This window comes from Roseateles sp. P5_E1 (genome assembly GCF_054049335.1).
Map to the genome: position 1 here is coordinate 12123 of NZ_JBFUMN010000042.1, position 25674 is coordinate 37796.

27 protein-coding genes are annotated in these 25674 nt (G+C 68.1%); 6 read left to right on the forward strand and 21 right to left on the reverse strand.

The annotated features are described in order from the left end of the window. Position 1: 1 nt before the first annotated feature. From ACXJKJ_RS22970 to ACXJKJ_RS23035, 14 genes are all read right to left on the reverse strand, one after another. Positions 2–1795, reverse strand: coding sequence for a secretin N-terminal domain-containing protein (locus ACXJKJ_RS22970; protein ID WP_457392756.1), 1794 nt, complete (start codon positions 1793–1795; stop codon positions 2–4). Then, complete coding sequence (locus tag ACXJKJ_RS22975; RefSeq protein ID WP_056202243.1) at positions 1792–2187, reverse strand: hypothetical protein; 396 nt, start codon at positions 2185–2187, stop codon at positions 1792–1794. The genes ACXJKJ_RS22970 and ACXJKJ_RS22975 overlap by 4 nt, the downstream gene beginning before the upstream one ends. Continuing rightward, positions 2184–2897: a hypothetical protein gene (locus tag ACXJKJ_RS22980; protein WP_056202246.1), complete on the reverse strand. Its 714-nt coding sequence runs from the start codon at positions 2895–2897 to the stop codon at positions 2184–2186. Before ACXJKJ_RS22980 ends, ACXJKJ_RS22975 begins: the two co-directional genes overlap by 4 nt. After that, positions 2894–3571: a hypothetical protein gene (locus ACXJKJ_RS22985; protein ID WP_457392760.1), complete on the reverse strand. Its 678-nt coding sequence runs from the start codon at positions 3569–3571 to the stop codon at positions 2894–2896. Before ACXJKJ_RS22985 ends, ACXJKJ_RS22980 begins: the two co-directional genes overlap by 4 nt. After that, on the reverse strand, positions 3571–4563 hold the full coding sequence (locus ACXJKJ_RS22990) for a hypothetical protein (protein WP_457392763.1): 993 nt from the start codon (positions 4561–4563) through the stop codon (positions 3571–3573). Before ACXJKJ_RS22990 ends, ACXJKJ_RS22985 begins: the two co-directional genes overlap by 1 nt. Next, positions 4563–8138, reverse strand: a complete 3576-nt coding sequence (locus tag ACXJKJ_RS22995) for a DUF6701 domain-containing protein (protein ID WP_457392765.1) — start codon at positions 8136–8138, stop codon at positions 4563–4565. Before ACXJKJ_RS22995 ends, ACXJKJ_RS22990 begins: the two co-directional genes overlap by 1 nt. Next, positions 8111–8581 carry an agglutinin biogenesis protein MshP gene (locus ACXJKJ_RS23000; protein WP_457392768.1) on the reverse strand — a complete coding sequence of 157 codons (471 nt, stop codon included), beginning with the start codon at positions 8579–8581 and terminating at the stop codon, positions 8111–8113. Before ACXJKJ_RS23000 ends, ACXJKJ_RS22995 begins: the two co-directional genes overlap by 28 nt. Beyond that, the gene (locus ACXJKJ_RS23005; protein ID WP_457392771.1) at positions 8578–9381 is read right to left on the reverse strand and encodes a type II secretion system protein; all 804 of its coding nucleotides are present in this window, start codon (positions 9379–9381) and stop codon (positions 8578–8580) included. The genes ACXJKJ_RS23000 and ACXJKJ_RS23005 overlap by 4 nt, the downstream gene beginning before the upstream one ends. Continuing rightward, positions 9371–9940: a type IV pilus modification PilV family protein gene (locus ACXJKJ_RS23010; RefSeq protein ID WP_457322779.1), complete on the reverse strand. Its 570-nt coding sequence runs from the start codon at positions 9938–9940 to the stop codon at positions 9371–9373. Before ACXJKJ_RS23010 ends, ACXJKJ_RS23005 begins: the two co-directional genes overlap by 11 nt. Positions 9941–9977: 37 nt before the next feature. Next, entirely contained in the window at positions 9978–10433 is a 456-nt protein-coding gene (locus ACXJKJ_RS23015; protein ID WP_056202265.1) for a type II secretion system protein, read from the reverse strand. A gap of 4 nt (positions 10434–10437) precedes the next feature. Beyond that, positions 10438–10815 carry a type II secretion system protein gene (locus ACXJKJ_RS23020; RefSeq protein ID WP_082532924.1) on the reverse strand — a complete coding sequence of 126 codons (378 nt, stop codon included), beginning with the start codon at positions 10813–10815 and terminating at the stop codon, positions 10438–10440. 153 nt (positions 10816–10968) lie between these two features. Then, the gene (locus tag ACXJKJ_RS23025; protein WP_457352699.1) at positions 10969–12198 is read right to left on the reverse strand and encodes a type II secretion system F family protein; all 1230 of its coding nucleotides are present in this window, start codon (positions 12196–12198) and stop codon (positions 10969–10971) included. Between the two features lie 172 nt (positions 12199–12370). Next, the gene (locus ACXJKJ_RS23030; protein ID WP_457392773.1) at positions 12371–14104 is read right to left on the reverse strand and encodes a GspE/PulE family protein; all 1734 of its coding nucleotides are present in this window, start codon (positions 14102–14104) and stop codon (positions 12371–12373) included. A gap of 106 nt (positions 14105–14210) precedes the next feature. Then, a complete protein-coding gene (locus ACXJKJ_RS23035) occupies positions 14211–16742 on the reverse strand; it encodes an ATPase, T2SS/T4P/T4SS family (protein ID WP_457392776.1) in 2532 nt (843 codons plus the stop codon). Between the two features lie 137 nt (positions 16743–16879). Between ACXJKJ_RS23035 and pcp the strand changes: the two genes are divergently transcribed. Continuing rightward, complete coding sequence (pcp, locus tag ACXJKJ_RS23040) at positions 16880–17533, forward strand: pyroglutamyl-peptidase I (protein WP_056202277.1); 654 nt, start codon at positions 16880–16882, stop codon at positions 17531–17533. Here the strand turns inward: pcp and ACXJKJ_RS23045 are convergent, their stop codons facing one another. Then, positions 17534–17728, reverse strand: a complete 195-nt coding sequence (locus ACXJKJ_RS23045) for an anti-sigma factor family protein (protein WP_082532926.1) — start codon at positions 17726–17728, stop codon at positions 17534–17536. Further along, positions 17725–18315, reverse strand: coding sequence for a sigma-70 family RNA polymerase sigma factor (locus ACXJKJ_RS23050; RefSeq protein WP_057301160.1), 591 nt, complete (start codon positions 18313–18315; stop codon positions 17725–17727). Before ACXJKJ_RS23050 ends, ACXJKJ_RS23045 begins: the two co-directional genes overlap by 4 nt. Before the next feature lie 100 nt (positions 18316–18415). Between ACXJKJ_RS23050 and ACXJKJ_RS23055 the strand changes: the two genes are divergently transcribed. The 5 genes from ACXJKJ_RS23055 to ACXJKJ_RS23075 all read left to right on the forward strand — a co-directional run bounded on the left by ACXJKJ_RS23055 (position 18416) and on the right by ACXJKJ_RS23075 (position 22102). Next, the gene (locus tag ACXJKJ_RS23055; RefSeq protein ID WP_056202282.1) at positions 18416–18679 is read left to right on the forward strand and encodes a BufA1 family periplasmic bufferin-type metallophore; all 264 of its coding nucleotides are present in this window, start codon (positions 18416–18418) and stop codon (positions 18677–18679) included. Between the two features lie 13 nt (positions 18680–18692). Beyond that, on the forward strand, positions 18693–19535 hold the full coding sequence (gene bufB, locus ACXJKJ_RS23060) for an MNIO family bufferin maturase (RefSeq protein ID WP_457392799.1): 843 nt from the start codon (positions 18693–18695) through the stop codon (positions 19533–19535). After that, entirely contained in the window at positions 19532–20230 is a 699-nt protein-coding gene (locus ACXJKJ_RS23065; RefSeq protein WP_457392778.1) for an HvfC/BufC family peptide modification chaperone, read from the forward strand. Before bufB ends, ACXJKJ_RS23065 begins: the two co-directional genes overlap by 4 nt. Then, complete coding sequence (locus ACXJKJ_RS23070; RefSeq protein ID WP_457392780.1) at positions 20227–20727, forward strand: DoxX family protein; 501 nt, start codon at positions 20227–20229, stop codon at positions 20725–20727. Before ACXJKJ_RS23065 ends, ACXJKJ_RS23070 begins: the two co-directional genes overlap by 4 nt. A gap of 382 nt (positions 20728–21109) precedes the next feature. Next, positions 21110–22102, forward strand: coding sequence for a response regulator (locus ACXJKJ_RS23075; protein ID WP_457392782.1), 993 nt, complete (start codon positions 21110–21112; stop codon positions 22100–22102). A gap of 18 nt (positions 22103–22120) precedes the next feature. On the opposite strand, the gene tolA is transcribed toward ACXJKJ_RS23075, so the two are convergent. Genes tolA through ACXJKJ_RS23100 form a run of 5 tightly spaced genes read right to left on the reverse strand, consistent with a single transcriptional unit; the run spans position 22121 to position 25667 of the window. Next, positions 22121–22984: a cell envelope integrity protein TolA gene (tolA, locus tag ACXJKJ_RS23080; RefSeq protein WP_457352687.1), complete on the reverse strand. Its 864-nt coding sequence runs from the start codon at positions 22982–22984 to the stop codon at positions 22121–22123. Between the two features lies 1 nt (position 22985). Beyond that, on the reverse strand, positions 22986–23423 hold the full coding sequence (gene tolR, locus ACXJKJ_RS23085; RefSeq protein WP_457352685.1) for a protein TolR: 438 nt from the start codon (positions 23421–23423) through the stop codon (positions 22986–22988). After that, positions 23423–24100, reverse strand: coding sequence for a protein TolQ (tolQ, locus tag ACXJKJ_RS23090; RefSeq protein WP_056202298.1), 678 nt, complete (start codon positions 24098–24100; stop codon positions 23423–23425). The genes tolR and tolQ overlap by 1 nt, the downstream gene beginning before the upstream one ends. Further along, a complete protein-coding gene (gene ybgC / locus ACXJKJ_RS23095; protein WP_457352683.1) occupies positions 24097–24492 on the reverse strand; it encodes a tol-pal system-associated acyl-CoA thioesterase in 396 nt (131 codons plus the stop codon). Before ybgC ends, tolQ begins: the two co-directional genes overlap by 4 nt. Next, positions 24489–25667 (reverse strand): pyridoxal phosphate-dependent aminotransferase, encoded by a 1179-nt coding sequence (locus tag ACXJKJ_RS23100; RefSeq protein WP_457392784.1) that lies wholly within the window; start codon positions 25665–25667, stop codon positions 24489–24491. The genes ybgC and ACXJKJ_RS23100 overlap by 4 nt, the downstream gene beginning before the upstream one ends. Positions 25668–25674: the final 7 nt, after the last annotated feature.

Below are 25674 nucleotides of genomic sequence, written 5' to 3' on the forward strand. Positions count from 1 at the left end.
CTTACTTTTGCGGCGCCGCCGCCGCGCCATCCACCCGGATCACGCGCCGCGTGCGGCCTTCGGTGTCGTCCAGGGACTCGCTGACCAGGCGGTTGTGCTGCTCCCAGTCCTCCGCGCTGCGGATGATGCTGGGCTTGATGAGGACGACGAGCTCGCGCTTGCGGCCATTGTTGGCACGGTTGCCGAACAGCATGGACGTCAGCGGGTTGCTGTCGGCACCCGGCACGCCCGAGCCGCGGCGCGTGGCTTCCATCTGCATCAGGCCGCCGATGGCGACGATGTGGCCGTCGGGGATGCGCACCACGGTGTCGCTCTCGTTGACGCTGGCGCTGGCCAGCGGCAGGCGGAAGTTGCCGACCGAGCCGAGATCGACCTGCTTGATCTTCTCGGTCACGTTGGAGACCGAGGGGTGGATGTGCAGGGTGATCATGTCGGCCGCGTCGATCTGCGGCGTCACGTCCAGCGCGATGCCGCTGAAGAAAGGCGTCAGCGTCAGCGTCGGGATCTGGTTGGTGGTGCCGTTCGTGCCGTTGGTGCCGGTATTGGTGCCGCTGTTGCTGCCGCTGATGCCGGTGATGAAGTAGTCGTCGGTGCCGACCTTGAGCACGGCCTTCTGGTTGTTCAGAGTCGCGATGCGCGGGCTGGACAGGATCTGCGTGTCGCCATGGCTTTCGACGAAGGCCAGCAGCGCCTGGAAGCCGCCGCGCGCCAGCGCCAGCCCTAGCGTGCCGCCGCCGGATGAGGGCAGGGGGATGAGGTCGGGCCAGGCCGGGCTTTGCGTGCCGCTGGACAGGGTGGGCAGCCCGCGCGTGTTGCTGACCAGCGGATTGATGATGCTGCTGACGCCGCTGGGGATGGAGGGGTTGACGCTGGTCTGGCCGATGGCGCTGCGCTCGCCGATGCGCGACCAGTCGATGCCGCTCTGGTAGCCCTCGCGCAGCTCGACCTCGACGATCTTGGCCTCCAGCATGACCTGGCGCTCGACGGCGATGCGCGTCGCCTTCAGCCAGGCCTCGACGTGACGCAGCTCCTCCGGCATGGCTCGCACGGCGACCGTGCCGGTCTGCGGGCTGGTGATGACGGCGCGGCCCTCGCCGCTGCCGACCAGGGCCTTCAGCGCGTTGTTGGTCTCGCCCCAGAAATCGCTCGACACCTTGGTGCTGAGCTGGCTGCTCTCCTGCTGCTGGACCGTGGTCGTGCTGCCGCCGGTGGCGCTGCCAGTGTTGCCGCTTGCACCGGCGGCGCCGTTCTGGCTGCTGGCCGGCGCGGCGCCGGAGCTGACGCGAACCTCGCTGCGGCCGCTGCGCTGGTGGGCCAGCGCGTTGATCGTGAAGACGCGGGTCTGCAGCGTGGGCGGAAAGACGGTGATGCGGCGGCCGTCGATGGAATAGTCGAAGCCGTAGACATCGCGGATGGCGTCCAGCGATTCGCGCACCGTGACGCCCTTGAGGGTGACCGACAACTGGCCCGACACGCTGGGATGCACGAGCATGCTGTAGCGCGTGTCGCTGACCAGGGACAGGAAGACGTCACGGGCCGGCGCGCCATTGACGATGAGGTCGAAGCGTGGCTCGGGCGGCAGCGCGGGGGCGGGCGGCGGTACGGGCGTCGCCACCACGACCGGTGCGGGCACGCCAGAGGCGGCGGGGGCGGCTCGCTGGGCCTGCAGCTCCTCGCGCAGGGCCTGGCTGGGCTGGGCCACGCGCAGCGGCTTGTCGGCGCAACCTGACAGTCCTGCTGCCAGCAGCGCAGCGGCTGAGCTGGCCAGCAGGAGTCGATGGACGGGGGCCTTCATGGCTTCTCCTTGGATTTCTTCACGCCGGATGCAGCCCGGGCCGCCTCCGGAGGCGGGCGCTTCTCGACGCCGCCATACAGCGGCTCGCGCCGGACCTGGCCGGCCTCGCGCAGCCAAACGGCCTGTTCGGTGATGCGCTCGATGCGTGCGCCTTCAATTTGTTCGCCCACGCCATAGCGGCGGCCGCGCTGTACGACATACGCGCGGCCTCCCGCGAAGACGACCTGGCGGATGGCGTTGTCGGCCGGCGCAACGCCAGAGGCAGCCGGTGCGGCCGAGGCCGCCATGGCGCTGCGCAGCGCGGGTGGCCAGGCCGTGGGGTCGCGGGTGGGTTCGTCGGCGGCCTGGGCCAGCGGCGCAGCGAACAGCAGGGCGATGAATGCCGCTCTCATGGCTGCACCTTCAGCAGATAGATCCGGGCCAGCAGGCGCGGCACCTCGTTGGGGCCGCCGCTGCTCAGGCGCATCTCGCCCCAACGCAACGCCGGCAGTTCGCGTTCCAGGGCCTGCACATAGTGCTGGGTGTCGCGGTAGCTGCCTTGCAGCTGCAGCTCGACACCCTGCCAGCTCATGCCTGGCATGCTCGGTGGCAGCGCGTTGCCTGCTGCCGATGCCGATGCAGACGGCAGGCTGACGGGCGTGTCGTCCAGCAGCGTCAGTCGTTCCAGTACCAGGCCCGGCTGCTGGGCCAGCACACGCTGCAGCAGGGCCGACAGCCCTTCGGCGGGGTTGACGGTGCTGGCCTGGCGCAATTCGCTGTCCAGGCGCTGGCGCTCGTTGCGGGCGCTTTCGAGCTGGATTTGCAATTGTTCGGCCGGCGTGCCGCCGCTGCCGCTGGCGCTGATGAACTGCTCGCGCAGCTTGCTGATCTCGGCGGCCTGCTGCGCCTGAGCGTTGCTGCGCAGCTTGGCGCGGGCGGACTGCGGCGCGAGCACGAAGGAGTCGAACAGCAGGGCCAGTACCGCCACGATGCTGAGGAACAGGATGGCGCGCTCACGCAGGCTGAGGGCGTCAATGCGCTTGGCCTGGCGTTCCCAGCGCTGCAGCAAGGGCGCCAGGCGGCGCCGCAGCAGCGCGAGATCGATGGTCGTCTGCGCCTTCATCGTGCGCCTCCGGTTGCGGCGCTGGCCGCATGGGCTGGCGCGCTGACCACGCGAAAGGCCCAGACCGGCAGGCCGGTGCTGACGAGCGGGCTGTCACGCGACAGCAGCGGGTTGCCGCCCGTCTCGGTGCCAGGTGCTCCCAGGCGCTCGACGCGCAGGGCCGACAGCTGTTGACCGGCCAACAGCGGATGGACCGCGAGCCTGGCCAGCCAGGGCCTCAGCATGGCGGTGTCCAGCGTGCCGCCGACGAGTTCGACCCGGCCCGGCGTGTAGCGCAACTCGCTGAGCCAGGCCGGTTCGGGCAGGGTGCGCGCGATCAGTGCGAGCAGGTCGGAATGGCGCTGCCCGGCTGCGTCGGCGCCCAGCACCTGCAGCAGCGCACGGCGATCAGCGTTGCCGGCCGCCAGTGGCAGCAGTTGCTGCTGCACCGTGGCGGCATCCAGCGGCGCGGGCAGGTTGGCGCGGGCCACGGTCAACTGCTGGCGCTCCGTCGCGTATTGCGCAAGGACGGCCTGATGCTGGGCTTCGGCGCTGCGGTCACGCTGCTGCAGCCACAGCGCCGCAGCCAGGCCCGCGAGGCACAGCAGGCCCGTGGCCTGCACCAGCGTCAGCGCCGAGAAATAGCGCTTGGGTGCTAGCAGGATCGGCGTGAGCAGGTTGATTTGCTGGGCCATCAGAGCTTTCGAGTCTCGGTGCGCAAGGCGGCGCCCAGCAGCGGCAGGCAGGCGCCCAGGGCCTGGGCTGCGTCGCCCTCGGGGGCCGGCGCGTCGGGCGCGAAGGCGGCTAGCGGATTCAGAGCCACGGTGCGCTGGCCGAGCTCGCGCTGGATCAGCGTCGCGACCTCCGCGCCGTGCTCGGCCGTGATGACGTACAGCCGCGCCAGTGGCAGCTCGGGCCAGCTGCGCTCCCAGACGTCGATGGAGCGTTGCAGCTCGACGACCAGGGGCGACTCCTGTGTGGTGCTGGCGTCGAAGGTGCCGCCGGGCTGGTATTCGAAACCCAGCGGCAGTTCGGCGGCGCCGGCGTCGGCCTGCTCGCCGCGCGCGCGCGCCAGCAGGCCGGCGTCGCCTTCGAGGCGCCGCGTGTAGAAAAGCTCATCGCCAGCGCTGACGACCAGCAGGCAGTGGCGTTCGTCGATATGGACGGCGGCGCAGGCGCGGGAGGCGAGGTCATCGGCACGGGCCTGGGCGGCGAGCAGATTGCGCAGGGCCGTCTCCCAGACATCGACGATGGTGATGTTGCCGCTGATGGCCGCCGCGCCGTTGGTCAGCGCCTTGATGGCGCTGTTGCGGGCCGCGACGACGAAGAGCTGGCGCTGCGCGCGCTCAACGTCGCCACCGACGTGCATGACATCCAGCGTCAGTTCGGCAACGTCGACGTCGACCATCTCCTTGATCTGCCAGCGCGCCGCGGCCTTCAGCTCCTCCGGCGGCACATGGGGGGTGTCGACCTTGAGGATCTGGTAGTCGGCCGGGTCCAGCAGCGCGATGGCGTCGCCCGAGGTGACGGGTTTTGCCTCGCTCATCAGGCCCCAGCGCAGCAGCCGGGCCGGCTGGTCCTGGTCATGACCGGGTGGGCCGTCGGTCAGCACAAAGGCATGCTGTTCGCCAACGCGGCGCAGCAGCAGGCGCTGGCCGTTGCGGCGGGTGGACCAGGGCCAGCGCATCAATAGTTCTCCCGCTGGTAGACGACGCCGTCGCTGCCGCGGTACAGGCCCCAGGTGGCGCGGGCGCTGGGGTCGCTGGTGGCGGCAGCGCCGCACCAGGCGCCGCGCAGCGATGCGAGGTTGGCGCCGGCCGTGGCGGGCTTCGCGGCGGTGGCCCAGCCGCCGGCCGTCTTCAGGCAGGACGCGTCGGTGGCCGTGGACCCCAAGGCCACGGCCACGTCCATGCTGCCCAGGCGGCCGCCGCCGGGGGCTGCCAAAGTGATGTAAGTCGGCTGCAGCGGATTGACGACAACGGCGGTGTTGGGGACGTTGGGGTACATGACCGCGTCCGCGTCGGTGAGGGTCTTGCGGAAGTTACCGAAGCTGAGGTTGGCGGCGGTGATGCGGGTGCAGGAATCCAAGGCGTTGGTAACAAAGGCCGTGCCGTTCCAGGATTGGGCGGTCAACGGTAGTTTCAGCGTGCGGTTGGCGGCGCTGAGCGCATTTTGTAGGCGCAGGCGGCCGTACAGCAGGGGGATTTGCCCGGAAGGGCCGGAGGAATTGACCTGCGTTCGATCGTTGCCGGCTACCGCGTCGGTGTCGAGGTCGAAGGCGGCCATGGCCACGCCATCATCATCGACCGGCGCGATTCCGAACTGAGCGCTGTTGAAGGGACCGTCGACTGTCGCGCCACGCGCGACTTTGGCGGTGAGGGTCACCGAGGCCGTGCCGTTCGTCCAGGTTCCAGCGCTGGCAGAGGCGCCGACGCGGCCGGCAAACTTCGTTGCACCGGCGATGCCGGCAAGATTGAACCTGCCATGCGTGCCGAGGGGGAGCTTGGTGAAGTTGCCGCTGGCATTGCTGGTGTAGTTGCTGGTCTTGTTGCCGGCGGCATTGACGGCCGTCAGCGTGAACGCGAGGCTGAAGTTCTCGTCCAGGTAAGTGAAAGTGGAGGCCGGCGCGCATGCCAGATCGCTGCGATGCGTAGGCAGGCCCTGCGTAACGGTGAGGCCGGCCGGGATGAAGCGGCCGATATTGCCGGTGGGCGTGCCGGTCACGGCGCCGGTCGGTGCGGCCACACCGAGGTAGCCGCTACTGGCCAGGGCAGGCGTCAGCGTGATGATGCCGACCTCGGCGTAGCTGAGATTGCCGACGTTGGCGACGCCGTTGATGAACAGGCTGCCGGCCACGGTGCCGTTGGTCAGCGTGCCGGAGGCGCCCGGCGAAGGCAGCACCAGGGTCGGTGTCAGCAACACGCCTTCGGGCGTCGACTCCTTGCCGAAATTGGGCGTGGCAACTCCCCCTGAGGTGACGGCGGTGACACGGGCGCCGAAGCTGGCGCCTGCAGCCACGAAAGAGCCGCCGGCATCATTGGCCGCGGCGGGATTGGGCTTGGCGCCGCTGGCGACGTTGGAGATCAGAAAGCGCGCCGGCTTGGTGACGAAGGCGTTGCCTGTGCCGTTGATGTCAACACCGGCTGCGGGGTTGACCGCGTAGTTGAAGAACAGCGACGTCTGGCCGACATCGTTGAAGGTCAGCGTGAAGGGAGCGTTGCCGTTGGTGTCGAAAGTCATCGGCACAGCGGCCGTGGCGGTGGACACGCCGCTGGCGTTGCCGGCAACGGCGGTGCCATTGACGCTCATCAGGTTGCTGCCACCGCAGCTCGCCGGATTGAGGCATTGATAGCCCCAGTTGACGTTGCGGGAACCAGTCAAGGCAGCCTCGCAGGCTTGGTTGTTGGTGCCGGACTTGACGGCACGCAGCCAATAGGAGGCCGATGCCGTGCCAGCCGTCTGCATGGGCAGGGTGATCGCAGCACCGGTGGTGGTGGTGGAGACCAGGAAGCCGGAGCGCTTGAAGGTCGTCGAGCAGCTGTTGGACACATAGCAGCTGGCGCCATCGGGGCAGCATTCACGGGCATTGGCGGCGGCGGTGCTCTCGGAGCTCAGCGTCAGCGTCACGTTCGTGTTGTCGGCGCCGCCGGGGAGGCTGAGCGTCGTCGTCGCGACGCCGTTGCTGAAGTTGAGGGCGCTGCTGCCTAGCGTGCCGGCGCTGGTCGTCAGCGTGGCCGTGCCGTTGACCGTCGTCTCGACGCTGCAACTGGCGGCGTTGGTGGCGCAGGCCTTGACGGTCACCGTCGTCGGCAGGCAGGTCAGGCTGGTGGATGGCAGCCACACCTCGTAGTGGTCCAGCGGCAGCGGACAAGTGCGCGAGGCCGGCGCCATGTCGGCCGTCAGCTCCAGCGCGCTGATCTCGTAGTTGTAGACCCGCATTTCGTCGATGAGGCCGTTGGCCGACCTCAGCGTGCCATTGGTGGGCGCGGTGCTGCTGCGGTTGTCGCCGACAAAGAGGGTGCCGATGCTGTTGTCCAGAGTGCCGCTCGTCGTCGCCGTCGTGGCGCCGACCTGAACGCCGTTGAGATAGATGCGCAGCGTGCTCTGGTTGGTGCCGGTAGCCAGGTTCCAGGTGATGCCGATGTGCTTCCACGTGCTCGCGGCGACGGACTGCGCCGGCGTGGCGGTCGATACCACGAGCCCGTTGCTGTCGGTGACGGTCAGGCGCAGGGAGCCGTCGCTCTGGCGCACCAGGAAGAAGGGCTTGCTCGTGGACGTCGTCGCGTCCAGCAGCATCGCCGCCGAGTTGTTCCAGGCCGTGCTGGCGTCGTACCAGAAGGTCACGGCGCCCTTGTCGCCGACGCCGGAGTTGACGTCGAGCAGCGTGTCCACTGCGTGGCTGGCGCTCGTCGTGTCGGCCGGGATGCTGAGCGAGCGGCAGACCTTGGCCGTGGCCGAGGTGACTGCGTTGCCGATGCGCACGCCGTTGTTGCTGTTGCCGCTGCTGTCCGCCACCTCGCCGACGCGACCGCTGTAGTTCCATTCGTCGAAGCGGTACTCGGCGCGGCGCGTCGGCGTGCCGTTGGGCACGAACCAGCGGATGGCGCTGCCGTTGGCGTTGTAGCCGCTGTTGTAGGAGTACTGGGTGGTGTCGCTGCTGCTGACCTGCACGCCAATGGTGGCGTTGGAGCCGCTCGCATTGGCGTTGCCGTACTGGTACTTGAACTCACCGTTCTCGAACAGGATGATCTGGAAGGTGTAGGGGGTGCTGGTGTTGTACTGATAGACACCGTTCCAGGACACGACGACGTAGCGGTTGGGCGCCGTGCCCTTCTGTTCCCAGGTCACGCCGCCGCTGCCGGCGCGGCTGGGGTCGAGGTCGGTCCAGTAGGCCAGGATGACGTTGGTCGTGGCCGAGGCAACGCAGCCACTCTGCGTGTCGGCCGCGCCGGCCGGCAGGGCGGTGTTGGTGTAGGTGCGAAAGAACCCGGTGTCGGTCCCGAACTGCAGTCCACCATTGGTCAGCACGCGCACCGACGTGTAGGCCGTGCCTGCGAAGGTGAACTTGAAGCCGCCGGTGAAGGTGATGGTGGCCTTGTCGTCGTCGCCCGGGTAACTGGTGCAACTGCGGTCCCACGCGAGGGCATTGGCGGCCGTCTCCCAGGCATAGCTGTCGCTGCGGAAGGTGTAGCTGGACGCGGCCTGCGCGAGGCCGCACAGCAGGGCCAGGGCGATCAGCAGGAGACAGCGGGCGGCGTGCATGTCTTGTACGACAAGGTACGGCTGAGCTGGCGCTCGGCGTAGGTGGGCTCGGTGGTGCTGCCGTTGGGGCAGGCGCCGCCGCTCGCGATGTTGCAGGCGGTGGCCTGCACGACGTAGAAGGCCAGTTGCTGCTCGCCGTCGGTCACCGTGCCGGCGGCCGGATTGCGCGCGCAGGTGATGGTGACGGTGAAGTCGGACAGTTGGTCGGGCAGAGCGATGCTCTTGGTGGCGAAGCAGATGGGCTGGGCGGCACCGCGCAGGACCTGGTAGCTGCCCCAATCCAGACCAGCCAGGGCGGCCTGGTAAGCCTTGGCCGCGGCCAGTTCGCCGGCCGAGCCGAGCTGCTGGCGCTGGCTCAGCGAGGCCAGCGCCACGCCCAGCGCGGCCAGCACCACGAGGATGAAGAGCATGGACATCATCGTGAAGCCGCGCAGCGTTCTCATGGCAGGTTGTCCACGTGGACGGCGTGATAGAGAGACACGGTCTCGCCGTTGCGGGYTAGCGAAATCTGCAGCGAGGCGAGGGCGTAGCGGGCCGTCGCCGCGCCCGTGCTGTAGCTGAAGCTGCAGGCGGTGACGTTGCGGGCCAGCACGGCGGCGGTGCCTGCCGGCGGGTCGGCCTGGCTGGCTGTCGCGGCATAGCCGCTGTAGCGGGTGAGCGTGCCGGCGGCGATATTGCAGGTGTAGCTGACGGGTGACTCGATGGCATAGACGCGATATGGCGGCGACTGCAGCGCATTGGGCAGCGCTGCGCCCGCGACGCCGACGTTGACGGCATTGCCCGCGGCGTTGCCGGAGATGCGCACGTTGTCACCGGCGTAGGCGTCGGCGTCCGGCGTGTCGGCGCCGAGGTTGTACCAGGCCAGCTTCTGGCTGGCATGGCTGATCGCGAGCGGCGGCCCAACGATGGCAAAGTTGGGGACGGGCGCGACGCCGAACTGCAAGGCACCGGCACCGGCGGTGGCGTAACGCGCCGCTCCGCTGACGGGGATGAGCTCCAGGCTGTTGCCCTTCACGCGCACACTGTTGGGCAGAGCACCGGCCAGGTCGCGGGCGATGCGGCGCAGCGCGGTGTCGGCCTGTTCGCCGAGCTGGGCGCGGTCGTTGCTGGCGAAGTAGGCATCCGTCGCCGGCACGATGAAGACCGAGACGATGGTGATGACGATGCCGGTGAGGACGATGGTCATCACCGCCTCGATCAGCGTGAAGCCTTGCTGGCGTGAGCGAACGCCTTCAGTTCGCATCGTTGGGGGCATAGCGGGTGCGCCAGCCTTGCAAGGTCAGCGTGCTGCTGTCGGGCGCAGTGACGGTGACGGTGATCTTCAGCGCCTCGCCGGCCACGACGTTGTCCAGGGCGGCCGAGGTCACGGCGACCGAGGCGCTGTAGCCGCCGAGGCCGGCGATGGCCGTGTTGGTCACGTCGCGGATGCCGCTCATCGAGAAGCCGGCGTAGTCGTTGACGTTGTCGAAGGAGGTGGTGCCGTAGCGGGTCTCGCCGGGCTCGGTGCCGCTGCCTTCGACGAGCGTTGCGCACCCGGTTGGCGACACCGTGGCCGACGTGGCCGTGGCGACGTTGGCATCGTCGGGGTCGCACCAGGTGAAGTTCATCAGCTCCACCTCGCGCAGCAGCGACTCGGCGATGGCCAGCTGCTGGCGGCGGATCATGGGTTCCGCGCTCGCCGTCGTGGCCGTGACGAAAACCTTCAGCAGCGCGGCCAGCGCGATGCTGACAACGACGATGAAGAGCAGGAGTTCGATCAGGCTCAGGCCGCACTGGCGCGGCCGACGGGGCATGGCCGGCATGCGGGGGATGCTAGCCGAGCGCCTCATGGGTCAAGCCTCAAGGAGTCGCGTAGATCAGGCCCGTATCCGCCTCGATGCGGTAGGCCTGGCTGTAATTGCTGGAGGCGACCGTGACGGTCAGCGCGCCACCCGTGTGGGTCGTCGTCGCGCCGCTGTTGCCGCTGTTGAAGGTCACTGTGCCGCTGGAGGACAAGCAAGGGCTTTCGGTCGCAGGGCAGGGTAGCGTCGCGATGGCGGTGCCACTGCCATTGCCGTAGGCCCAGCTCACGCCGGTGCTGCTGATGGTCTCGATGATGGGGCGGCGCTGCTGCAGGGCCAGCCTGAGCATGGCCTGGTGGCGGCCCTGAAGGTCATCGCCAAAAGAACGCAGCCGCCACAGCGTCGTGTCCACCACCTTGGGGAGGGCGAACACCGCCAGGGCGGCTGTGATCACGATGACGAGGATGAGCTCGATCAGCGTGAAGCCCGCGTCGGCGCGCGGGGCGTGGGTCATGGGATCAAAGGATGCCGGTGACGGTGAAGGTGGCCTTCTTGTCGATGTGACCGGTCAGCTCGCAAGTGCTCACGGTAATGTTGGCGGCAGCGGTGCTGTCCGTCGTGACCGAGAAACCGGTGGGCAGCGGGCTTTGCAGCATTGCGATGACGTCGGAGCACTTGGTCACGGCCACGCCGTTGTTGCCGTTGGCCTTGCGGCCGGCGTAGTTGATGGCCGAGGCCGAGCTCAGCGCGCCGGCAAAACCGTTGACGGCCGCCTGCTTGGCGTCGTCATCAACGGCGACGAACTTGGGCAGGGCGACGGCCGACAGCACGCCGAGGATGACGATGACCATCACCAGTTCGATCAGGGTGAAACCAGCTTGCACAGACTTGTTCATGGGGTGCCTTCCTGCGCTCTGGGCGCTGTGGTCCGGGGGGTGACAGGACTATCGGGCAGCGGCTCAGCGATGAGAAGTGAATTGCGCACGAGTTTTATGACGGGTCCACACCGGCCTGCAAACCGTTGCAGGCTTCACGCCCTGGCCGTCGCTTCAACGCCCCATGGCCGCCTGGCCCAGGTTCCACAGTGGCAGGAAGACACCCAGGGCCAGCACCAGCACCATGCCGCCGATGATGCTCAGCAGGATGGGCTCAATGGCGGCGGACAGGCCCTTGATGGCGAAATCGGTCTCGCGCTCATACATCTGCGCGATCTCGGTCATCAGGGTATCCAGCTCGCCCGTCTCCTCGCCCACCGCAATCATTTGCAGCACGATGGGCGTGAAGACGCCGGTGCCCGTCGCGCAACGAGAGATGCTTTCGCCGCGCTCGACGCCGTCGCGCATCTGCTCGATGCGGGCGCCGATGTAGGCGTTGTCCACGGTCTGCGCGACCACGGTCAGCGCCTGGCTGATGGGCACGCCCGAGCTGCTGGCCAGCGCAAAGCTGCGCGCGAAGCGGGCCAGCGTGGCCTTGAGCACGATGTTGCCGGCGATGGGCAGGCGCAGCTTGAAGCGGTCCCAGGTGTAGCGGCCGCCGGGTGTGGCGATCCAGTTTCGCCAGGCCAAGGCCGCGCCGATGCCAGCAGCCACGACCAGGGGCCACCACTTCACCGTCCAGCCCGAGAAGCCGAGCAGGATGCGTGTCATCAGCGGCAGCTCGGTCTTGAAGTGGGAGAAGACGTCGGCGAACTTCGGTAAAACGAAGACGTTGATGACGATCAGTGCGATGGCCATCGCGACGATCACCATGATGGGGTAGCGCAGCGCCTGCTTGATGCGGGCGCGGATGTCCAGCTCGAACTCCAGGTGCTCGGCCAGGCGCTGGAAGACCTCGGTCAGCTTGCCCGTCAGCTCGCCGACGCGGGTCATGGCGACGTAGAAGCTGCTGAACACGGCCGGGTGGCGCGCGAATGCGGTGCCCAGCTCACGACCCTGATCCAGGCTGGCGCGCACGTCCTGCAGCAGGGCGATGATGCCGGGATGGCTGGTGGAGGCCTCCAGCCCGGCCAGCGCGCGCAGGATGGGCACGCCGGCCTTTTGCAGGGTGTACATCTGACGCGTCAGCACCAGGGCGTCCTCCTGCGTGATGGGCTTGGCGAGCAGGGCCTCGAGCCAGTTGCCGCCGCCCGCCACGCTGACGGCCTCGGTGGTGGCTTCGATGCTGACGGGCACGACGCCGCCGGCCATCAGCTGGGCAGCCACGGCGTCGCTGTTGATGGCATCGACGATGCCTTCAACCAGCTCACCGCGGCCGTTGCGGCCCTTGAACGCGAAGTTCATGCGGGTTGCCTTCTGTGCGTTCGAGCCGCGAGCCGAGCGCTGGGCCGCCCCGAGCCGGATCGCGGGCGATGTGCTTGCGGCTCAACGCCGCAAGCATCGCCGTCCCCGCGGGGGACCGACTGGACTCGCCCGCGTTCAGCGGCGCGAGGCTGGGCGAGGGGCTTCAACTCTGTCATTCAGCATCTACGCTGATGCGCACCGCCTCGGCCAGTGAGGTCTTGCTTTCGCGCACCATCGCCAGGCTGCGGTCGGCCAGGGTCTTGCCGCGCAGCGACTTGCGGGCGGCCGTCAGGAAGGCGCCGGCGTCGCTGTTCTGGATGGCCAGAGCCATGTCGGGGTCCATCTCCAGCATCTCGTAGATGCCGCGCCGGCCCTGGTAGCCGGTGCCGTTGCACTCCGCACAGCCGCGGCCCGCCACGCTCTTCACGAGGCCCGGCGCCTCGCCATTCATGGCCAGCACCTCGTTGATCCAGGCCTGCTCCTGCGGCGTGGCCAGGTGCGGTTCGGCGCAGTGCTTGCAGACGCCGCGCAGCAGGCGCTGGGCCAGCACGGCCTGCAGGGAGGTGGCCACCATGAAGGGCGGCGCGCCCATGTCGAGCAGGCGAAAAGGCGTGGAGACGGTGTCCTTGGTGTGCAGCGTGGACAGCAGCAAATGGCCGGTGATGGCGGCGCGCAGGCCGATCTCGGCCGTCTCGGCATCGCGCATTTCGCCCACCAGGATCACGTCGGGGTCCTGGCGCAGCGCGGCGCGCAGCACCTTGGCGAAATCGAGCTCGATCTTGTCGTTGACCTGCACCTGGGTCAGCCCCGGCAGACGGTATTCGATGGGATCTTCGGCCGTGATGATCTTGAGCTTCTCCGAGTCCAGCTCGGCGAGCGCGGCATACAGCGTCGAGGTCTTGCCGGAACCGGTCGGGCCGGTGACGAGCAACATGCCGGAGTCGCGCCCGAGCAGCTCGCGAAAACGCTTGAGCATGTCGTCGGGCATGCCAATGGCATCCAGCCGGCGCAGGGCCGAGCCCTGGCCGAGCAGGCGCATGACGACGGATTCGCCGTACTGGCTGGGCATGGTGGACAGGCGCACGTCCAGCGTGCGGTCGGAGAGGCGCAGCGTGAAGCGGCCGTCCTGCGGCAGGCGCTTTTCGGAGATGTCCAGGCCCGCCATCAGCTTCAGGCGCTGCGCCAGCGCAGGTGCGATGCGCTTGTCGGCTTGCGTGAGCGTCTGCATCAGGCCGTCGACGCGGTTACGGATCAACAGCTCGCCTTCCTGGGGCTCGATGTGCACGTCGGAGGCACCGGCGCGCGTCGCGTCCTCGAACACCGACTGCAGCAGGCGCACGACCGGTGCGCCTTCCTGGCCGACGCTGGCCTGCAGGGCGCCGAAGTCCACGGCGTCGCCGATGTCCTTCTCCAGCGCCTTGGCCAGGCCGGAGATCTCGTCGCTGCGGCGGTAATGCTTGTCGAAGACGGCGGGCAACTGGCTTTCGGCCACCACGGCCATGGCCAGGCGGCGCTTCAGGATCTTGGCCAGCTCGTCGAAGCCGAACAGGTCCAGCGGGTCGGCCATGGCGACCAGCAGGGTGTCGCCACGCTCCTCCAGCACCAGCGCGCGAAAGCGCCGCGCCGGCGTCTCGGGCAGCAGGCGCACCAGGTCGGTCTTGAGCGGGAAGGTCTTGAGGTTGACGAAGGGCGCGCGCAGCTGGCGGGCCAGCACATGGGCCAGGGCCTCCTCGGTGATGAGGTTGGCCTCGATGAGGATGCGGCCCAGCTTCTTGCCGGTGGCGCGCTGCAGCTCCAGCGCCTGGCCGAGCTGCTCGGCCGAGATCAGCTGCTGCTCGACGAGGACGTCACCGAGACGCAGTTTGGGGCGGGGTGCTGCTGCTGCGGTATCGGTTGTTTCGGCCATGGGAGTCAGGAATGGAACACAGCCACAGAGGCACGGAGGCACGGAGAAACAGCCCAAACTTTCATTGCTCTGTGTCTCCGTGCCTCTGTGGCTGTGTTGAGAAAGCTCATGCGTTGCTGGTCGCGTGAACCTCGGCGAGGGTCGTGATGCCCTGCAAGACCTTGATGATGCCGTCCTGGCGCAGCGAGCGCATGCCTTCGGCGAGGCCGCCGTGATGTAGTTCCTCGGCGCGGGCCCCGGTCTGGATCATGCGCCGTATGTCTTTGGACACAGTCAGCAGCTCATGCAGGCCGGCGCGCCCCTTGTAACCACTGCCGCCACAGGCCGTGCAGCCGGGGCTGTGGTGCTTCATCAGCCGGCCGCCCTGGCCGTAGGACTTGATCCATTCCGACATCAGCGCGAGCTTGCTGGGCCGTCCCTCGGCCGGGAAGACGTGCAGATAGTCGTCCAGCAGTTCCTGCAGCTCGGCCTCAAGCATGGGCTCGCTGGTGCGGCAGGCGGTGCAGCTGCGCCGCACCAGYCGCTGAGCCAGCACGGCCAAGAGCGAGTCGGCGAAGTTGAAGGGGTCCATGCCCATGTCCAGCAGCCGCGTGATGGTCTCGGGCGCGCTGTTGGTGTGCAGCGTGGAGAGCACCAAGTGGCCGGTCAGCGAGGCCTCGACGGCGATCTCGGCGGTTTCCTGGTCACGGATCTCACCGACCATGATGACGTCGGGGTCGGCGCGCAGGAAGGCGCGCAGSGCCTTSGCGAAGGTCCAGTCGATCTTSGSGTTSACCTGSACCTGRCGCARSCCGGSCTGGGTGATTTCKAYSGGGTCCTCGGCGGTCCAGATCTTGCGCTCGGCSGTGTTGATGTGGCTGAGCGCCGARTGCAGCGTCGTCGTCTTGCCGGAGCCGGTCGGGCCGACGCAGAGCACCAAGCCATATGGGCGGGCGACGGCGGTCTGCAGAGCGGCGAGGTTGGCGGGCGACAGGCCGATGCGGTCCAGCGGCATGGGCCTGCTGCTGGCCAGCAGGCGCATGACGACGTCTTCCAGGCCGTTGTTGGTCGGGATGGTCGCCACGCGCAGCTCCAGCCGGTGCTGGGGCGAGTACTTGGCGAAGTTGATCTTGCCGTCCTGGGGTTTGCGGCGCTCGGAGATGTCGAGGTCGCACATGATCTTGATGCGCGCGATCATCGCGTTGCGGTAGGTGGGGGGCAGCTCCAGATAGGGCTGCAGCACGCCGTCGCGGCGGAAACGGATCTTGAGCTTTTCCTTGCCCGGGTAGGTCTCGATGTGGATGTCGGACACGCCCTGGTTGTGGGCCTCGATGATCATCGAGTTGATCAGGCGCACGAGCGAGTTGTCGCTCTGCTCGATGGGCGACTCCTCTTCCCTGGCGCTGCGCTCGCTGCTGTCGCGCTCCAGGCTCTCGATGAGCTTGTTGGAGTTGTCCAGCGTGAAGTCGGGCTGGAAGTCGGGCAGGGGATCGACGGCGCTGCCGCGCGGCAGCGCCTCGCCGCCATAGCGGTCGAAAGCCAGCGGAATGGCGAACTGCAGGGTGCCGAGCTTGGTCAGCGTCGGCACGACCTTGAGCTGGGTTATGAATTCGACCTCTTCGATGGCGTCACGCCGCGTCGGGTCTTCCATGGCCACGACGAGGCGGCCGTCGCGCAGCAGCAGGGGCAGCACTTCCAGGCGCTTGGCCACCGCGTGCGGCAGCTTGCGCACGGCGTCGGGCTCGATGGCGAAGTTCTCGACATCGACGACCGGATAACCCATCTTGCGCGCCAGCGCCGACTGCAGCTGCGCGCGGCTGATGACGCCCTTGCGCACCAGCAGCTCGCCCAGCGGCACGGAGCGGTCATCACGCTGCTGAACCAGCGCTACCTCGAGCTGCTCGGGCGTGACCAGCTCCAGCGCCAGCAGCGCCTCGCCGATGCGCACCATCGGCATCTTGGCCTGCTGCTCGATGGCCTGCAGCAGTTGCTCGGCGGTGACGATCTGCTGGTTGACGAGGATGTCGCCGACGCGGCGCTGGCGCAGGTCGTTCTGCTCGACAGCGGCGGCGTTGAGCTGTTCGGGCGTGACGAGTTTGTCCTTCAGCAGCAGGTCGCCCAGGCGCTCACCGATCTGGAAATTCGCCAGCACCTCGCGGGGCACGAAGACGCGGCGCACGGAGTCGTCGTCATCGGCCAGCGGCGGGAAAAGGAACAGGCCCAGGCTGTCGTGATGATGGCCGATGGTCACGCCCTTGAGCTCATCGCCGCCAGTGAAGACGACGCGGAACTCGGTGCGCGGGCGCTGGTCGACGCTGAGCGGGGAATTCAGGTCGCCGGCATCGCGCGGCGGCACCTCCAGCGTGCGCAGCAGCTTGACGGCACGGAACTGGCTGAACTTCAGCGGCATGCTGTTGCGCGCTGGCGGCACATTGATCTGCACGATGCGGTCGCTGGCATCGAGTTGCAACAGCTGGCCCATGCTGCGGCTGTTGTTCAGCCCCAGGATCTCGCAGGCCTCGGACCCACGCTGCACCTGCGGCTGGGGGTAGGCGGCATAGGGCGGGCTGGGCCAGAGAAAACCGGAGGCCGGGCCTGCCGCAGTGGGTGAGTCGGCATCGCCATGGGGCCAGGGCAGGGGCTGGGACGGGTCGGTCATGGGCTGGGCAGCAGGTGTGCCGATGATTATGGAGGGCTGCGGCGCTCGCGCTGGCCCCGAAAAACGCCATGCTGACGCCGCAGACCGACGGGCCGCGGGCTCGCCCGGCTTCGACATGAAACGACACAATTGGGGCCATGAACATCCTGCTCACCGGTTTCGAGCCCTTTGGCGGCGAGGCCATCAATCCGTCCTGGGAAGTGGCCCGATCGCTGCATGGCCAGATCATTGCCGGAGCGACGGTGCAGGCGCGTTGCCTGCCGACGACCTTTGGCGGCGCTCCCAGAGTCTTGGCTGAAGCGCTGTCCGTGCACAAGCCCGGGCTCGTCATCGCACTGGGCCTTGCGAGCGGCCGGGCAGAGATTTCCATCGAACGCTTGGCCGTCAATCTCATCGACGCGCGCATCGCCGACAACGCCGGCGAGCGCCCGCAGGATGTGCCGGTGCGGGCGGACGCGCCACCGGCCTATTTCTCGACGCTGCCCGTCAAGGCCATTCGCAACGGGCTGCGCGCGGCCGGCCATCCGGTGGGGCTGTCGTTGACGGCGGGTGCCTTTGTCTGCAACCAGGTGTTTTTCGAACTCCAGCACCGGCTCGTTGGCCTTGGCGTGAAGAGCGGCTTCATCCATGTGCCGGCCCTGCCCGAGCAGGCGGCTCGCACCCAGCCGACGGTGCCCAGCATGGGCCTGGCGGCTCAGATCGATGCCATCAAGCTGGCGATTGCGATTGCGCTGGAGGGCGACGAAGCGCTGGCATCGGCCCTGCCCGACGAGGGCGCACCGGTGGCCTGATCAGTCCTCGGTGTAGTGCCGCCAGCGCGCGCTGGCCTGGCGCATCAGCTCGACCTGGCGGTAAAAGCGCCGGCAATTGGTGCAGATGCGGTGGTGCAGGCGCAGCGACAGGCGCTCGGTCAGCGGCATGCTGCGATCTTCCGCCTTGAGCGTGATCTGCGTGGCCTCCCGGCAGGTGATCTTCAGCTTGATCAAGTCGCCCCTCCAGCGGTCGCGCCGCCGAACCAGCCGGCCTGCAGGCAGTCCCGCAGCCTCAGCCGGGCCCGGTGCAGCATGACCCACAAGTTGGTCGGCGTGATCGCCAGTTCCTTACAGATCTCGTCCGATTCCAGCTCCAGCCACTCCCGCATCATGAAGAGGCGGCCCTGCTGGCCGGGCAGCTTCTCGACGCAGGCCTCCAGCACCCTCATGAAGTCGACCTGGCGCAGCGAATCCTCGGGGTTGCCCCAGTCGTGCTGGGTCTCGCGCCAGTGGCCGTCGCTGGCGAACAGCAGATCGTCAAGGTCCTCGCCGTCTTCGCTGCTGCAGGTGGTGGACAGCTCGCGGCTGTTCTTGCGGATCTGGTCGACGAGCTTGTGCTTGAGGATGCCGACCAGCCAGGTCTTGAGCTGGCTGTTGCCCGCGAAGGCCTGGGGCTTCTCCAGCGCCGCGAGCAGGGTTTCAGAGACGGCATCCTCGGCCCAGGCGGGGTTGCGCAGCTGCAGGCGCGCGTACTTCAGCAGCGGCGGGCGCAGGGCTTCGATCTGGCGGCAGTAGTCCGCTGAGGCGGTTGGAGCGGTCATGGCGGCGGCAGTGTAAGGACTTGGCAGCGTCTTGCGACTTCGTTCTTGCCGCCGGATGATCGGCCGCCTTTTACCCCCCAACCTTTTGGAGACCTGTCTCATGAAGAACCAAGCCCTCGTGTCCTCCGCCCTTGCCGCCGCCCTGTCCCTGGGCATGGTTGCCCAGGCCCAGGCCGCCGATGCCGCCAAGGAAAAGTGCTACGGCATCGCCAAGGCCGGCCAGAACGACTGCGCCACCGCCAATGGCAGCCACTCCTGCGCCGGCCAGTCCAAGGCCGACAAGGACGCCAACGAATGGAAGTACGTCGCCAAGGGCACGTGCGAGAAGGAAGGCGGCTCGACCAAGGCGCCCGCGAAGAAGTGAGGGCTTGACCGCCATGACCTCGGCGCCGCCCTTGCCCTGCGTGGGCATCGGCTGGCGCCAGCCGCATTACGAGACCTTGCTGGCCGAGCGCCCCGCGCTCGGCTTCATCGAGGTCCATTCAGAGAACTTCTTTGCCGACGGCGGCATCACGCTGGCCGTGCTGGAGGCGGGCCGCGCGGCCTATGACGTCAGCCTGCACGGCGTGGGCCTGGCACTGGGCTCGGCGGCGGGGCTGGACGATGCTCACCTGGAGCGGCTCGCTCGCCTTGCGCGGCGCGTGCAGCCGCGGTGGGTGTCCGACCACGCCTGCTTTGCCCGCGTGGGCACGGGCCTGCATGCGGCAGACCTGCTGCCCATCCCCTTCACYGACGAATCCCTCGCGCTGATGGCGACCCATGTCCAGCAGGTCCAGGAGCGCCTGGGCCGGCCCATGCTGGTGGAGAACATCAGCGCCTACGTTGGCTGGGCCGGTGACACACTGGCGGAGCCGGAGTTCTTCAACGAGCTGACCCGGCGCAGCGGCTGCGGCCTGCTGCTGGACGTCAACAACCTGTTCGTCAATGCGCGCAACGCCGGCCTGGCGCCGGACGACGCGGCACGTGAAGCCATGCGCTGGGTTGACGCGATCCGCCCCGGCAGCGTCGGCGAGATCCATCTGGCCGGCCACTGCGAGCAGGAGGACGGTCTCGTCATCGATGACCATGGCAGCCGCGTGCGTGACGAGGTCTGGCGTGTCTACGAACACACGCTGCAGCGGCTCGGCACGCTGCCGACGCTGATCGAGTGGGACACCGCTGTGCCCGATCTGGCGGTGCTGCTGGCTGAAGGCCAGCGGGCGAGGGCGCTGCACCCATGAAGCTCGCTCAGCAGGCCTTTGTCGATGCGCTGCTGGGGCGCGGCGAGGCGCCGCCCGGCCTGACCGGCGGCGAGCGCGGCATGGCGGCCTATCGCAACAACCTGCGGGCGCTGTCGGCCCAAGCCCTGGCCGTGCCCTTTGTGCGCTTGCGCGAGGAACTCGGCGAGGACGAATTCGCGTCGCTGGCCTGGACCTTCTGGCGCGCCCACCCGCCCGAGAGCGGTGACCTGGGGCAGTGGGGTGGGGCGCTCGAAGGCTTTCTGCTGGAGCGCGCCGGCGAGGCTTCGGGCTTGCCCGATCTCGCTCGCCTGGACTGGGCACTGCACCGGGCCGAACGCGCGCAGGACGCGTCGTTGGACGCCGACTCGCTGGCCCTGCTCGGCACCACATCGCCCGACAAGCTCTGGCTGCAATTGCGGCCAGGCCTGGCGGTGCTGGCGCGGTCCGACGGCCCGGTGGTGGTCTGGCGAGCCGGTTGGCGCGGGAAGTGGCAACCCGTGTCGGCCGCCGATGCGGTCTTCATGCGGGCCCTGATCGACGCGGTGAATCTTGCCGAGGCATTGGAGGCGGCCACAGTGAAAGGTTCTGGCGGTGAAACCGACTTCGACTTCGCCGCCTGGCTGCAAGCCGCGTTGCACAACGCCTGGCTGCAGGGAGTCAGGGCCACAACACCGAACCGGACCACCACACCATGAAAGCTCTGATCTCCAACGCGCTGCGCGCCGTCACCGACCCGGGCCTGCAACCCACCCGGCTGCCCGCGCCGTTGGACACGCTGGTCAGCCATCTGCAGTCGCTGGCGCTGCTGGCGGCGCGGCTCTACGTGGCCAAGGTCTTCTTCATGTCGGGCCTGGTCAAGCTGCGCGACTGGTCGTCCACGCTGGCCTTGTTCAACGACTACTACCAGGTGCCGCTGCTGCCGCCGGCGCTTGCGGCCTACATGGGCACCGCGGGCGAGCTGGTGATCCCAGTGCTGCTGGTGCTCGGCCTGGCGGGCCGCTTCGCCGGTGTGAGCCTCTTTGTCGTCAACCTGATGGCGGCGCTTTCACTGCCGGCGGAGGACCTGTCGGCCGCCGGTGAGGCACAGCACATCCTGTGGGGCATGCTGGCCCTGGCCATCGCGCTGTGGGGCGCGGGGCGCTGGTCCGTCGATCGCATGGTGCTGAACCCGGCGGCTGGCCGCGCGCATTGACACAAGGCATCCGTGTGTAAGCAGCGGCCACAATTGGAAACCATCTGGCAGCTGGGTTTGCCCTAGTCTCGCGGACAGTTAGCAAGAGTCCGCCGATGGAGTTTTCAGAGCTGTTCACCCAGAGCGCGCGCGACGTGCTGCCCCACGCCAGAAAGAAGGGGCTTGTCACCTACTTCGACTATCACGGGCCCCGCCTCGAGCTTCACGATCCTGGGCCCTACCTGCGTGCCGGCATCCACCGGATATTGCTGGGCATCGCGACTGCTTTGAGTCGGGTTTCGTCATGTTCACCGCGGAGGTCGAGCCGCCGGTCTTCGGCCGAAGCAGCATCGTCATCCACGCCGCTGGCACTGGCGCGAATTGCCCATCCGATGTCGTGGGCGTGCTGCAGCGCCTGCAGTTGGTTGCCGAGGACACCGACGTGGCCCAGGGGCTGGTTGCGCGAGCGCAAGCGCCTTGTCCGGCTACCGCCGGCTCGGTCCAGTTCGTCGACGCCGGGCTTGACGGCCTGGTCATCTCACTGAGCGGCGAAGTTGTCGCGGAAGAGGTGGTGTTCGAGCACTCACCCAACGCCACCGGCTCGGTGGCATGGCTGGTCAGCCCTCCGCCCGGCGCGCTGGACTCGGTCGAGACGAGGCTGCGGCACCTGGGCTGGCACGTGGTGTCGTTCGAGCGGCTCGAGGAGGCCGCGGCAGCGATATCCGCTGCTGCGGCACCGATGTTGATGATCGTCGCGGAGAACAGCGGCCAGGAACTGGCCCAGCTCGAACAGATCGCCCAGGCCTTGCCCAGTCTTTGGACGGTGCTCGCCGTAGTCTCTGGCTCCGACACGCTGCGCTTTCGGCGCCAGTGCTCGGTCGACATCCGGGTGCTCCCGCTCAGCCCGCTGGAACTGGAGCGCTTCACCGCGCATGTCGATACCCGGACTTCAACCGCACTGTCGCGGCTGACGTCGCCCACGCCGCTGTACGTGCAGGAGAGCCGCCGTGTGCTCGTCGTGGACGACAACGTCGTGAACCAGATCGTCGCGCGGGGCCAGCTCGAGGCTTTGGGCTACGAAGTGGTGGTGGCCGGCGACGGCATCGAGGCACTCGACTCCTGCTGCGACGAGCCGCCAGACATGGTGCTGATGGACGTGGACATGCCGGTCATGGACGGGCTGGAAGCCAGCGAGCATCTGAGGTCCTTGCAGCGCGTCGGCAACTTGCCGCCTTTCCCCATCATTGCCGCCACTGCCGGCGACACGGATCTGCGGCGCAATGCCTGCCTGAAAGCCGGTATGGATGGCTACCTCAGCAAACCCATGGACCTTCAGGCATTGGCCGACGAGTTGCACCGGGTGCTGCCGGGGCGGCCGATCTCCTTGGAGCTTTGAAGCCTCGGGCCGTCAGGACTATTCGCGCGGGCGGAAGGTGAGGATCAGCACTGGTGGCACGCGGCCGTCGATGTCGCGCGGCAGGGTCTCGGCCTTCTCGATGGCGCGCAGCACGGCACGATCCCAGTCGGGGTCGGGACTGGCCTTGAGCACCTTGCTGCCAAGAATGCGGCCGTCGGGGCCCAGCGTCACCTGCACCTCGGCGGTCGGGTTCGCGACGCCATCGTCCGGGTAGATGATGAGGGGACGGATCTTGCCCTTGATGCGGCCGGCATATCCCGCGGACGGCGCCGAGTTCTGGGCCGCGGCGCCGGTGGAGCCGGGCGTGCCACCGGCCATGCCCTGGATGCGGCGCAGGTTTTCCTGACGCAGCGCTTCGCGCCGGGCATCGGCCTCCTTGGTGTCTTTCGCCTCTTTCGCGTCCTTGGCCGCCTTGGTGTCCTTGGCCTTCTTGCGGTCCTGCTCTTCCTTGTCCGCTTTCTCTTTGGCGAGCTTGTCCTTGGCCAGCTTCTCCTGGGCGGCTTTGTCGCGCTCGACCTTGGCAGCCTCGTCGCGGGCCTTTTCCTCCTTGCGCTTCTTCTCCTTGGCGATGGCGATCTCGGCCTCACGCTGCTCGGCGGCGGCCTCTTCGGCTGCTCGCTGCTGGGCGCGGGTGTCGGGCTTGGGCGCTTCGGGTTCGGGCTCGGGCGGCGCTTCCTCGCGCGGCGCGGCCACCTGGGGCACCGCCGACCACAGCTCGGCCTCGAAGGCGGGCGATGAATCGCTGTGCCAGTTCAGGCCATAGCTGAGCGCGAGGATCAGCAGGCCATGGGCGATCAGCGCCAGGGTCATGCCGCGGCCGAGGCCCGCAGCCTCGGGGGGGCGTAAGGTCGCGCTCGTCATCTCACTTGGAGGAGGAGGCGCCGCTCTTCACAGCCAGGCCCACGCGCTGGATGCCGGCGCGCTGCAGCGCGTCCATGACCTGCACGACGGCCTCGTACTTGACGTTCTTGTCGGCGGAGATGACTACGGGGCTGGTCGCATCCTTGCCCTGCGCCTTCTTGACGCGCTCGGCCAGGCGGTTCGCGGGAATCGATTCGGGCTCGAGCTGGTCGACCTTGATCTTCAGCTTCTCGTCCGTGCCAACGATGATCTGGATGACATGCTCGGGCTGCTGGCGGCTCTTGCCCACGCTGGGTAGGTCCACCAGGCCAGTCGTGATCAGCGGCGCGCTGACCATGAAGATGATGAGCAGCACCAGCATCACGTCGATGAACGGGACCATGTTGATCTCGTTCATCGTGCGCCGCCGACGGCCGCCACGGGAGGAGATGGAGGCCATCAGCTGTGGGCGGTGGAATTGCGCTGCAGGATGTTGGAGAACTCCTCGATGAAGGTCTCCAGCGTGATTGCGCTGCGGTCGATCTGGCGCGCGAAGCGGTTGTAGGCCAGCACGGCGGGAATGGCGGCGAACAAGCCGATGGCCGTGGCGACCAGCGCTTCGGCAATGCCCGGCGCGACCGTGGCCAGCGTCACCTGCGTCAGATTCGACAAGCCGACGAAGGCGTGCATGATTCCCCAGATGGTGCCGAACAGGCCCACGTAAGGCGACACCGAGCCGACCGACGCGAGGAAGGACAGGTTGTGCTCCATCGCGTCCAGCTCGCGATGGAAGCTCGCGCGCATCGCGCGGCGGGCTGCGTCGAGCAGGGCGCCGGCATCGGTCACGCGCTTTTCACGCAACTTCAGGAACTCGCGCATGCCGGAGGCGAAGATGCGCTCCAGAGGCGCGGCGTCCGCACGGTTGCCTACCGACTGGTAGAGGTCGTTGAGGTTCTTGCCGCTCCAGAACTCGGCCTCGAAGGCATCGTTGCGGCGCTTGATCTGGCCCAGGCCGATCAGCTTGCCGAAGATGACGCTCCAGCTCGCCAGCGACACGAGCAGCAGGCCCGCGATGACGAGCTGCACCGCGAAGCTGGCGTGCAGGATCAGGGAGACGATGGACAGGTCTTGGTTCATGCGGTGATCGCTGCCACGACGGTGTCGGGCAGGCGTTGGGGTTTCAGGTCGCTGGCGCGCACGCAGCCGATGCGGATCTCGCCTTCGCACAGCAGCGTGTTAGCGCGCAGCGCGCGCTGGCGAACCACGAGGCTGGCGCGGCCCGCGGGCTCAGGTTCGACAGTGATGGTCAGCAGATCATCCAGCTTGGCCGGCGCGGCGTAGCGCAGGCTGGTGGCGGCGACGACGAAGATGAGGCCGGTGTCCTCGCGCAGCTGGTGCTGCTCGACGCCCGCCGCACGCAGCCACTCGGTGCGAGCGCGCTCGAAGAACTTCAGGTAGTTGGCGTAGAAGACGATGCCGCCGGCGTCGGTGTCTTCCCAGTAGACGCGGATCGGGAATTGGAAATTCATGACAGCACCTGGCGCAGGCGGGCGATGGCTTCTTCGAGGTCTTCCATCGACGAGGCGAAAGACAGGCGCATCCAACGCTGCGGATCGGTCAGGCCGAAGTCGCGGCCCGGTGTCAACGCGACCTGGGCGCTTTGCAGCAGTTCGTGGGCGAAGGTCCAGCTGTCGGCGTGATGGCGGCTGATGTCCATCCAGGCGTAGAAGGCGCCGTCGGGCGGCACCGGCACAGTCAAGCCCAGCGCGTTGAGCGCGGGCACGATGTAGTCGCGGCGCTCGCGCAGTACCGCACGGCGGCGCTCGAACTCGGCGATGGAGGCGGGCTCGAAGGCCGCCAGCGCCGCCATCTGCGACAGCGTGGATGGGCAGATGTAGAGGTTCTGGGCCAGCCGTTCGATCGCCGGCACGAGGGCGGGCGGTAGTACCAGCCAGCCCAGGCGCCAGCCCGTCATGCCGAAGTACTTGGAGAAGCTGTTGACCGAGATGATGTCCTCGCCCAGTGCAAGCGCGCTGTGGCCGAAGTGCTCCTCGTAGCTGAGCGGCAGGTAGATCTCGTCAACCACCGTGACGCCACCGCGCTCACGCACGAAGCCGGCGATGTCGGCCAGCACCTCGGGCGCAATGGACGTGCCGGTCGGGTTGCTCGGCGAGGCCAGCAGCACGCCACGGGTCGCCGGTGTCCACGCGTCGCGGACCTGCTGCGCTCCGAGCTGGAAGCGCTCCGCGGCGCCGGTCGGCAGCAGCCGCGGCGTGGCGTCCGCAGCCGTCACGAAGTGGCGGTTGCAGGGGTAGCAGGGGTCGGGCATCAGCACCTCGTCGCCGCGCTCGAAGAGGGCGAGGCAGGCGAGTTGCAGGCCGGCCGACGCGCCGGCCGTGATGGCAATGCGTTCGGGTGCGATGGCGAGGCCAAAGCGCTGGCCGTACCAGCGCGAGATGGCCTCGCGCAATGCGGGCAAACCGAGGGCGTCGGTGTAGGGCGTCGGGCCCTGGGCCACGCGGGCGACCGCCTCACGGACGGCAGGCGCAGCGCCGAWATCGGGCTCGCCGACATTGAGGCGGATCATGTGCCGGCCGCCCAGCGCCGGATCGCACAGTGGCCCGGCCGCGACCCGGGCCGCGGCCTTGGCCAGCTCCATCACATAGAAGGGCTCGATGCGGTCGAGCCGCGCGGCCAGTTTCATCAGCGCT

Excerpts from the sequence above, each read along its gene's own strand:
- ybgC (WP_457352683.1), bottom strand. The coding sequence starts at position 24,492 with ATGAATTTCCAATTCCCGATCCGCGTCTACTGGGAAGACACCGACGCC.
- ACXJKJ_RS22975 (WP_056202243.1), bottom strand. The coding sequence starts at position 2,187 with ATGAGAGCGGCATTCATCGCCCTGCTGTTCGCTGCGCCGCTGGCCCAG.
- tolA (WP_457352687.1), bottom strand. The coding sequence starts at position 22,984 with ATGACGAGCGCGACCTTACGCCCCCCCGAGGCTGCGGGCCTCGGCCGC.
- ACXJKJ_RS23000 (WP_457392768.1), bottom strand. The coding sequence starts at position 8,581 with ATGAGAACGCTGCGCGGCTTCACGATGATGTCCATGCTCTTCATCCTC.
- ACXJKJ_RS22990 (WP_457392763.1), bottom strand. The coding sequence starts at position 4,563 with ATGCGCTGGCCCTGGTCCACCCGCCGCAACGGCCAGCGCCTGCTGCTG.
- ACXJKJ_RS22985 (WP_457392760.1), bottom strand. The coding sequence starts at position 3,571 with ATGGCCCAGCAAATCAACCTGCTCACGCCGATCCTGCTAGCACCCAAG.
- ACXJKJ_RS23025 (WP_457352699.1), bottom strand. The coding sequence starts at position 12,198 with ATGAACTTCGCGTTCAAGGGCCGCAACGGCCGCGGTGAGCTGGTTGAA.
- tolQ (WP_056202298.1), bottom strand. The coding sequence starts at position 24,100 with ATGAACCAAGACCTGTCCATCGTCTCCCTGATCCTGCACGCCAGCTTC.
- ACXJKJ_RS23050 (WP_057301160.1), bottom strand. The coding sequence starts at position 18,315 with ATGACCGCTCCAACCGCCTCAGCGGACTACTGCCGCCAGATCGAAGCC.
- ACXJKJ_RS23065 (WP_457392778.1), top strand. The coding sequence starts at position 19,532 with ATGAAGCTCGCTCAGCAGGCCTTTGTCGATGCGCTGCTGGGGCGCGGC.
- ACXJKJ_RS23055 (WP_056202282.1), top strand. The coding sequence starts at position 18,416 with ATGAAGAACCAAGCCCTCGTGTCCTCCGCCCTTGCCGCCGCCCTGTCC.
- ACXJKJ_RS23030 (WP_457392773.1), bottom strand. The coding sequence starts at position 14,104 with ATGGCCGAAACAACCGATACCGCAGCAGCAGCACCCCGCCCCAAACTG.
- ACXJKJ_RS22970 (WP_457392756.1), bottom strand. The coding sequence starts at position 1,795 with ATGAAGGCCCCCGTCCATCGACTCCTGCTGGCCAGCTCAGCCGCTGCG.
- pcp (WP_056202277.1), top strand. The coding sequence starts at position 16,880 with ATGAACATCCTGCTCACCGGTTTCGAGCCCTTTGGCGGCGAGGCCATC.
- ACXJKJ_RS23015 (WP_056202265.1), bottom strand. The coding sequence starts at position 10,433 with ATGACCCACGCCCCGCGCGCCGACGCGGGCTTCACGCTGATCGAGCTC.
- ACXJKJ_RS22995 (WP_457392765.1), bottom strand. The coding sequence starts at position 8,138 with ATGCACGCCGCCCGCTGTCTCCTGCTGATCGCCCTGGCCCTGCTGTGC.
- tolR (WP_457352685.1), bottom strand. The coding sequence starts at position 23,423 with ATGGCCTCCATCTCCTCCCGTGGCGGCCGTCGGCGGCGCACGATGAAC.
- ACXJKJ_RS23010 (WP_457322779.1), bottom strand. The coding sequence starts at position 9,940 with ATGCCGGCCATGCCCCGTCGGCCGCGCCAGTGCGGCCTGAGCCTGATC.
- ACXJKJ_RS23020 (WP_082532924.1), bottom strand. The coding sequence starts at position 10,815 with ATGAACAAGTCTGTGCAAGCTGGTTTCACCCTGATCGAACTGGTGATG.
- ACXJKJ_RS22980 (WP_056202246.1), bottom strand. The coding sequence starts at position 2,897 with ATGAAGGCGCAGACGACCATCGATCTCGCGCTGCTGCGGCGCCGCCTG.
- ACXJKJ_RS23070 (WP_457392780.1), top strand. The coding sequence starts at position 20,227 with ATGAAAGCTCTGATCTCCAACGCGCTGCGCGCCGTCACCGACCCGGGC.